Raw genomic sequence first — 8,155 nt, forward strand, 5'->3', positions numbered from 1 at the left:
CGGGGTACGACACTTCTCCACTCAGCCGTGCCGTTTGTTGTGTCTCCAACCGTCGACCGGCAGGGCGAACTTCGCCACGAGGCGGTCCGTGAACGGTCGCTCACGCAGCCGGACCACCCGTACGGGCAGCGCACCCCGCCGAACCGTGACCGTCGATCCGGGTGCGAGGTCCATGACCCGCCGGCCGTCGCAGGACAGCAGCGCGAAACTGGTGAAGGGCTCGACGTTGATCGTGATCGTCGAGGACGGCGCGATGACCAGGGGCCGGCTGAACAGGGCGTGCGCGCTGATCGGCACCAGCAGCAGCGCCTCCAGCTCCGGCCACACGACCGGGCCGCCGGCGGAGAACGCGTACGCCGTGGAGCCCGTCGGCGTCGCGCACACGACACCGTCGCAGCCGTAACGGGACAGGGGCCGCCCGTCGACCTCGACGAGCAGCTCCAGCATCTTCTCCCGGGCGCCCTTCTCGACGGTGGCCTCGTTGAGCGCCCACGAGGAGCCGACGGGCCGGCCGTCGTGCTCGGCGAACACGTCGATGGTGAGGCGCTCGTCGACGGTGTACGTGCCCTCGACGACCTCCCGCACGGCCTTGTCGACGTCGCCGATCTCCGCCTCGGCGAGGAACCCGACCTTGCCGAGGTTGATACCGAGCAGCGGCGCCTTCGCCGGCCGGGCCAGCTCCGCGGCACGTAGCAGGGTGCCGTCGCCGCCGAGGGCGAACACGATCTCCACGCCCTGTGCGGCGGTCTCCCCGCTGACCGGCACGGCCCGCGGGATGGCGAGCTCGGCGGCCTCCTCGGCGAGGACGCGGACGGTGAACCCGGCGTCGAGCAGGTCCGCGGCGACAGTCCGGGCGTGCTCGTTGTTGCTGCGCTTGCCCGTATGGGTGACCAGCAGCGCCTCACGAATCGATGCAGCGATCATGTCGTGACCCCCAACGAAGCCGCCGCGTGCACCGCGTCGGGTGACACCGGTGGCGCGTCACGGCGCAGCCACAGGAAGAACTCGACGTTGCCGGACGGCCCCGGCAGTGGGCTGACCGTCACCCCGGCGACGCCGAGCCCGAGCTGCGCGGCCGCGGCCGCCACGTCCAGCACCGCCTCCGCCCTCAGCGCCGGGTCCCGGACCACGCCACCCTCGCCGACGCGTTCCCGGCCGACCTCGAACTGCGGCTTCACCATCGGCACCAGGTCCCCGTCGGGGGACGTGCAAGCGGCGAGCGCGGCCAGTACCAGCCGCAAGGAGATGAACGACAGGTCCGCGACGGTCAGATCGGCCGGCCCGCCGATCACGTCCGGGGTGAGGGTGCGCACGTTCGTGCGTTCGATCACGGTCACCCGCGCGTCGGTGCGCAGGGACCAGGCGATCTGGCCGTAGCCGACGTCGACTGCCGCGACGGACGCGGCGCCGCGGCGCAGGAGCACGTCGGTGAAGCCGCCCGTGGACGCTCCGGCGTCAAGACACCGCCGCCCCTGTACGGGCAGCGCGTCGAACGCTGTCAACGCCCCGGCGAGCTTGTGCCCGCCCCGGGACACGTAGTCGTCACCGGTCGCCTCGCCCAGGACCCGGACCGCGTCGGCCGGGTCGATCTGCGCGGCGGCCTTCGCGGCCAGGACACCCCGCACCTCGACACGTCCGTCGGTGATCAACGCGGCCGCCTGCTCCCTCGATCGGGCCAGGCCGCGGCGCACCAGCTCGGCATCGAGTCGTGTCCGCCGCGCCATCACCGTTCCTCGATCGTGCCCAACGTCTCCTGCAGGGTGCGGTGGGCTTCGGCGTACACCGAGACCTGCCGCTGCAACGGCAGCGACGCTACCCCGTTCAGGGCCTCGACCGCCGCCTCGACCCGCCCGAGCGCCGCCGCACCCGGCGGGCCCGGCATCGGGCCGGGCCCCGGACCGGGGGCGTGAGCAGGCCCGGGACCGGGCACGGGGCCTGGGGTGGTGCTCACGAGGACGACGCCCGCTTCCGCGGCGTGGTCTTCTTCACAGGCGCCACGTCTGACGCTTCGGCGATCTTCTCGACCGCGGCCTTCGCCGCCGCCTTCTTCGCCGGGGTGCTGCGCTTGACCGGCGCGGCCTTCGCCGGTGCCGCGCTCTTCGCCGGTGCCGCGCTCTTGGCCGGTGCCGCGCTCTTCGCAGCCGCGGCGCTCTTCGCCGGCGCGCTCTTCGCCGGCGCGCTCTTCGCGGGCGCGGCGCTCTTCGCCGGAGCCGCGCTCTTCGCCGGAGCGGCGGCCGGGGCCGCGGCGGTCTTCTTCGCCACTGTCCGCTTCGCCACCGTCTTCTTCGCCGCGGCGACCGCGGGCGCGCCGGACGTCTCGACGATCTCGGCGCCGATCGGCAGCGCCGGCTCCGGCTCCACCGCCGGCACCTTCGCGGTCGCGGCCGGCGCCTTCGTGGTCGCGGCCAGCGAGGCGGCCTTGAGCTGCGCCTCGAGCTCGTGCACGCGGGTCGTCAGCCCCGCGACCTCTTCGGCGGTGGCGAGGCCGACGGCGCCGAGGGCACGGTCCAGCTCGTACCGGACGAGCTTGGTCATCGCCTCACGATTGGTGGTGCCGGCCTTCACCAGGTCCTCGGCCATCGCCTGCAGCTGCTCGGCCGTCGCGCCGCTCCTGCCGACCAGCTTGCGGACCGTCTTGGTCGCCTTCTTGGTCGTCGCCTCGGTCATGCCGTAGGCCAGTTCCAGGTATGCCCGCCAGGCTTCCTGAGCCATGCTTGCGCCTCTCATCCAAGTGGTGTACCGCTGTTCACGCTACCGGGCGGTTCGTGACGCCGTACGGTACGGTCACAATCCAAGTGTCCGCATTGGACATTTGAATGCACGGAAACGGGGGGATACGTGGCCACGGTTGAGGAATGTCGGGCGGCGCTGCAGAGGCTCGCGGTGCGTCTCGGCGAGAACGCCGCGGCGGCCCGGGAGAAGCTGGACTTCGACCGTTCCCTCGCCTGCCGGGTCACCGACCTGGACGTGGCGTTCCACGGGCAGCTGCAGGGCGGGCAGATCTCCGGCCTCACCGACGGCGACGACCCCCGCGCGAAGATCAAGCTCACCGCGACGAGCGACGACCTGGTCGCCCTCGTCAACGGTGAGCTCAACGTCATGCAGGCCTGGACCAGCGGCCGCATCAAGATCGACGCCGGCGTGTTCGACCTGCTGAAGCTCCGCAAGCTCCTCTAGAGCTTCAGCCATTTCAGCGCCGCCGCGGCGGCCTCGCCCTTCGCCGTGACCGGCCGGACCTCCCCGGCCGCCCACGCCACCGCGCACAGCGCGTTGAGCGCGTCGATGCGCCGGCCGTCGCCGGTCAGCTCCCACCGGTCGCCGTGCTCCTCGACCCGCCACTGGTTCGTCCCAGCAGCCGGCGGGGGCTCGAACAGCCCGGCCAGGTCCTCCGCGACGAACGTGGGCCGCCGCTCGACCGGCGCGGCGAGCAGCTCCGCGGCGTCGCTGACCCCGGTGAGGACGAGCAGGCTGTCCATGCCGGCCCGGTACGCGCCCTCGATGTCCGTGTCCAGGCGGTCGCCGACCACGATCGGGTGCGTGGCCGCCCGTTCCCGGGCCGCCTCGAGGAACAACGTCGGGTCGGGCTTGCCGACGATCGTGTCCGGCTGCCGCCCGAGGGCCGTCGCGAGGGCCGCGACCAGCGAGCCGTTGCCCGGCAGCGGACCTCTCGGCGACGGCAGCGTCTTGTCGGCGTTCGTCGCGATCCACTTCGCGCCGCCGCGGATCGCCACCGACGCGTCGGCGAGGTCCCGCATGGCAACGTCGGGCCCGTACCCCTGCACGACCACCTCGGCCTCCTCGGCCGCGGTGACCGGCCGGAGCCCGACGGCCCTGACCTCCTCCTGCAGCGCGGGCGCGCCGAGGATGAGCACGGGCGTGCCCGCCGCGAACCGCTCGGCGAGCAGCAGCGCCGTCGCGTGCGCCGACGTGACGACCTCCCGCACCTCTGCGGGGATGCCGATCCTGGTCAGCAGCGCCGCCACGTCACCGGGCAGCCGCGAGGCGTTGTTGGTGGCGTACGCGCTGGGGATGCCCCGCTCACGCAGCCGCGCACACGCCTCGGCGGCGCCCGGGATGACCTGGTCGACTAGGTACAGGACGCCGTCGAGGTCGAAGATGACCAGGTCGTAGTGGCTGACGAGGTCCCCGCCGGCGGTGTCGCCGGCGGGTGCTCCGGACGTCTGGTCAGGCACGCGTGGTCCCGGTCTCGTCACCGTCGCCGTCGGGCCTGGTGCCGGTCGAGCGGGTGGCGTCGCCGTCACGGTCGTCGTCGGCGTCGTCGTCGCCGGTCTCGTCGTCGCTGTCTGCGTCGTCGTCGCCGTCTGCGTCGTCGCTGCCGCCGCCGGTACGCGCGGCGCCGGTCACCCGGTCGTCGCCGGCCTCGACGGGTGCGTCGCCGTCGCGGTCGTCGTCGGCGTTGTCCGCGTCGTCCTCGTCTTCGTCGTCGTAGTCGTCCTCGTCGTCGCGGTCGTCTTCGTCGTCCGCGTCTTCGTCGTCTTCATCTTCTTCTTCGTCGTCGTAGTCGTCGTCATCTTCGTCGTCCGCGTCGTCGTCCTGATCGTCGTCGCGGTCGTCGTCCTCGTCGTCTTCTACGTCGTCTTCTTCGTCGTCGTCTTCTTCGTCTTCTTCGTCTTCTTCGTCGTCGTAGTCGTCTTCGTCGTCGCGGTCGTCGTCCTCGTCGTCCGCGTCTTCGTCGTCGTCTTCGTCGTCGTAGTCGTCCGCGTCGTCGTCATCGCGATCGGTGTCGTCGCCGGCGGTGGCGCGGTCCTCGTCGAGGTCCTCGTCGCCGTCCTCGTCACCGTCCAGGACGATGCCGTCGAGCTCCAGGAGCCGCTCCGCCGCGTCGGTGACGAGTTCCTCGTCGAGGTCGGCGGCGCGCGCGAACCACTCCCGGGCCTCTTCCCGGCGGCCGGCACGCAGGAGGGCGTCGGCGTACGCGTACCGCAGCCGCGCCGCCCACACCGCGTCAGGCGCCGACGTCAGCTCACGAACCTGCAGCATCGCCACGGCGGCGTCGTGCTGGCCCATGTCGCCCCGGGCGCCGGCGGCGACGATGAGCAGCTCGACGATCTCCTCGGCGGTCAGCTTCTCCCGGTCCGCGGTACGGAACAGGTCGATCGCCTTCTCCGGCCGCTCCAGGGCCCGCTCACAGTCGGCGATGACCGCGATGTGCGTCTGCCGTCCCGTCATCCGGTGATAGGTCCGCAGCTCGCCGAGGGCCGTCTGCCACTCGCCGGCCCGGTACGCGGCGAGACCCGCGGCCTCCCGCACCACGGCGATCCGCGACGCCTTCCGGCGCGCGACGAGCGCGTGGGCGAGCGCGAGCTCCGGGTCGTCGTCGATGAGCTGCCCGGTCGCGATGAGCCGCTTGGCGACCTCCTCGGCCACGGGCCGGGCGAGCGAGCTCAGTTCGGCGCGCACCCCACGGTCCAGCTCCGACGGGTCGATGTCGTCGGCGAGCACCGGGTCCGCGACGCGGCTGACCGTCTCCTCGCCTTCGACCTCCTCGGCGACGAAGCCGGGGTCGCTCTGCCGCGGCCTGTACCCACCGGCGTCGTTGCGACGCAGCGCCTCGGGACGCTGGAAGCCTGCGCCGCGCCCGCCTGCGTCCCGGTCCCGGAACCCACCGGCACGCGGTCCACCGTCACGCTGCCCGGGACGGTCGCCCCGGTCACGGCGAGGGCCGCCACGATCGTCACGGAAGTTGCCGGACCGGTCGCCGCCGCCGTCACGGTACCCACCGGTGCGGGGCCCGCCGTCACGGTCACGGAAGCCACCGGGACGGTCACCGCCGGCGGGACGGTCACCACGGTCACGGAACCCGGGACGGTCGCCACCGGGACGCTCGCCACGGTCGCGGTACGCCGGACGGTCGCCGGCGGGCCGCTCGCCACGGTCGCGGTATGCCGGGCGGTCGCCGGCGGGCCGGTCGCCGCGGTCGCGGTACGCGGGACGGTCGCCACCGGGACGGTCGCCACGGTCGCCGCCGGCGCGGAAGCCGCTCGGACGGTCGCCGCTCGGACGGTCGCCGGTCGGACGGTCGCCACGCGAGCCACCGTCGCGGTCGCGGAAGCCACTGGGACGGTCGCCGGTTGGACGGTCGCCACGCGGGCCGCCGTCGCGGTCGCGGAAGCCACTGGGACGGTCGCCGGTCGGACGGTCACCACGCGAGCCACCGTCGCGGTCACGGAAACCACTGGGACGGTCGCCGCGCGGGCCACCGTCACGGTCGCGGAACCCACCCGAGCCGCCGGGCCGGTCGCCGCGGTCACGGAACCCACCGGCGCCACTGGGCCGGTCACCACGGTCGCCACGCGGGCCACCGTCGCGGAACGAGGGCCGGTCGCCACCGTCACGGAACCCACCACCGCGGGGACCACTGTCACGCGGACCACTGTCACGGTCGCGGAAGCCGCCCGGACGGTCGCCACGGTCACCACCGGCGCGGAACCCGGGCCGGTCACCACGGTCACCACGGGGGCCACTGTCACGGTCCCGGAACCCGCCGGAGCCACTGGGCCGGTCACCACGCGGGCCACCGTCACGGTCCCGGAACCCACCGCCGGTGGGCCGGTCGCCGCGCGGCGCGCCGTCGCGGAAGCCGCCCGGACGGTCACCGCGGTCCGCGCCACCGCGGAACGGCGGACGGTCACCACGGGAAGCGTTGTCACGGAACGGCGGACGGTCACCCCGAGGACCACCCTCACGGTCCCGGAAACCACCCGAACCACTCGGCCGGTCACCACGGTCACCACGCGGGCCACCGTCGCGGAACGAGGGCCGGTCGCCACCATCACGGAACCCACCACCGCTGGGCCGGTCACCACGGGGGCCGCCGTCGCGGTCGCGGAAGCCGCCCGGACGATCGCCACGGGCGCCGTCCCGGAAGCCGCCGGAGCCACTGGGCCGGTCACTACGGTCACCACGAGGGCCACCGTCACGGTCCCGGAACCCACCGGAGCCGGTGGGCCGGTCGCCGCGCGGCGGGCCGTCACGGAACCCCGGACGGTCACCGCGGTCCGCGCCACCGCGGAACGGCGGACGGTCACCACGGGAAGCGTTGTCACGGAACGGCGGACGGTCACCCCGAGGACCACCCTCACGGTCCCGGAAACCACCCGAACCACTCGGCCGGTCACCACGGTCACCACGCGGGCCACCCTCACGGAACCCGCCGGAACGCTCACCGTCACGGAACCCGGGCCGGTCGCCGCCGGAGCGGAAGCCGCCACCCGTACCGCCGCCGGCGCCGCCGGACCGGTATCCACCTGAGCTGCTGGAGCCACCGGAGCGGAAGCCACCCGGACGGTCGCCGCGCTCGCCACGGTCGCCGCGCGGGGCGCCGTCGCGGGAGCCGGCGTCGCGGTCACGGAAGCCACCGGGACGGTCGCCACCTTCGCGGGGCCGGAAGCCACCGGAGCGCTCACCGTCACGGAACGCGGGACGGTCACCGCCGGAACCACCGGACCGGAATCCACCCGAGCCACCGGTACGGTCACCCGACCGGTATCCGCCCGAGCTGCCGGATCCGCCGGTACGGTCGCCGGACCGGTATCCACCGGAGCCGCCGGTGCGGGGGGCGCCGTCACGGTCGCGGGAACCGCCGGAGCGCTCGCCGCCCGTGCGGTCACCGCCGGCGCGCGGGGCGCCGTCACGGGGGGTCCGGGAGCTCGACGACGAGCCGCGGTCGCGGTCCGCTCCGGTCCAACGGGGTTTGCGGTCACCGGAGGCGGGGCGCTCTCCCCGGTCCTGGCCGCCCTTGTTATCGCGGTCGTGGGGTCCTGCAGTCACGACTTCATCCTTCCCGACCGGGGTGCGCTGCATGCACTCGACCCGGTAAACGAATTAAGGGCCGCCCCAGGAAAGGGCGGCCCTTAATCGAAAATTTGTCCGGCGGCGTCCTACTCTCCCACACTCTCTCGGGTGCAGTACCATCGGCGCTGGAGGGCTTAGCTTCCGGGTTCGGAATGGGACCGGGCGTTTCCCCTCCGCTATGGCCGCCGTAACACTATGAACCTGTCAACCACCGCACACCCTGCACACACCGTTGCCGGCGTGCCTGGGGTGCGTTCTGGTGTTGGTTCAGAATCACACAGTGGATGCGTATGTCTCAAAAGCTTGTGTATGAGGTCAAGTCCTCGGCCTATTAGTACCG

The 8,155-nt window shown here is 73.2% G+C and carries 8 protein-coding genes and 1 rRNA gene; 2 read left to right on the forward strand and 7 right to left on the reverse strand.

The features are described 5' to 3' along the window. Window positions 1–21: 21 nt before the first annotated feature. From AB0K00_RS23010 to AB0K00_RS23025, 4 genes are read right to left on the reverse strand one after another with little or no spacing between them, the layout of a single operon-like run. The gene (locus AB0K00_RS23010; RefSeq protein WP_363523535.1) at window positions 22–924 is read right to left on the reverse strand and encodes an NAD kinase; all 903 of its coding nucleotides are present in this window, start codon (window positions 922–924) and stop codon (window positions 22–24) included. After that, window positions 921–1,724, reverse strand: a complete 804-nt coding sequence (locus AB0K00_RS23015; RefSeq protein ID WP_363523536.1) for a TlyA family RNA methyltransferase — start codon at window positions 1,722–1,724, stop codon at window positions 921–923. The genes AB0K00_RS23010 and AB0K00_RS23015 overlap by 4 nt, the downstream gene beginning before the upstream one ends. Then, entirely contained in the window at window positions 1,724–1,951 is a 228-nt protein-coding gene (locus tag AB0K00_RS23020; protein WP_363523537.1) for a hypothetical protein, read from the reverse strand. Before AB0K00_RS23020 ends, AB0K00_RS23015 begins: the two co-directional genes overlap by 1 nt. Continuing rightward, window positions 1,948–2,712: a hypothetical protein gene (locus AB0K00_RS23025; RefSeq protein ID WP_363523538.1), complete on the reverse strand. Its 765-nt coding sequence runs from the start codon at window positions 2,710–2,712 to the stop codon at window positions 1,948–1,950. The genes AB0K00_RS23020 and AB0K00_RS23025 overlap by 4 nt, the downstream gene beginning before the upstream one ends. A gap of 126 nt (window positions 2,713–2,838) precedes the next feature. On the opposite strand from AB0K00_RS23025, the gene AB0K00_RS23030 reads away from it, so the two are divergent. Beyond that, window positions 2,839–3,177: an SCP2 sterol-binding domain-containing protein gene (locus tag AB0K00_RS23030; protein WP_363523539.1), complete on the forward strand. Its 339-nt coding sequence runs from the start codon at window positions 2,839–2,841 to the stop codon at window positions 3,175–3,177. Here AB0K00_RS23030 and AB0K00_RS23035 read toward each other — a convergent pair. Further along, window positions 3,174–4,193: an HAD-IIA family hydrolase gene (locus AB0K00_RS23035; RefSeq protein ID WP_363523540.1), complete on the reverse strand. Its 1,020-nt coding sequence runs from the start codon at window positions 4,191–4,193 to the stop codon at window positions 3,174–3,176. The genes AB0K00_RS23030 and AB0K00_RS23035 overlap by 4 nt on opposite strands. Next, entirely contained in the window at window positions 4,186–5,271 is a 1,086-nt protein-coding gene (locus AB0K00_RS23040) for a hypothetical protein (protein ID WP_363523541.1), read from the reverse strand. Before AB0K00_RS23040 ends, AB0K00_RS23035 begins: the two co-directional genes overlap by 8 nt. A 39-nt stretch (window positions 5,272–5,310) precedes the next feature. Between AB0K00_RS23040 and AB0K00_RS23045 the strand changes: the two genes are divergently transcribed. Then, complete coding sequence (locus AB0K00_RS23045) at window positions 5,311–7,272, forward strand: hypothetical protein (protein ID WP_363523542.1); 1,962 nt, start codon at window positions 5,311–5,313, stop codon at window positions 7,270–7,272. 616 nt (window positions 7,273–7,888) lie between these two features. On the opposite strand, the gene rrf is transcribed toward AB0K00_RS23045, so the two are convergent. Next, window positions 7,889–8,005 (reverse strand): 5S ribosomal RNA (gene rrf / locus AB0K00_RS23050). Window positions 8,006–8,155 lie beyond the last annotated feature (150 nt).

The organism is Dactylosporangium sp. NPDC049525, from assembly GCF_040676755.1.
Classification (GTDB): Bacteria; Actinomycetota; Actinomycetes; order Mycobacteriales; family Micromonosporaceae; genus Dactylosporangium.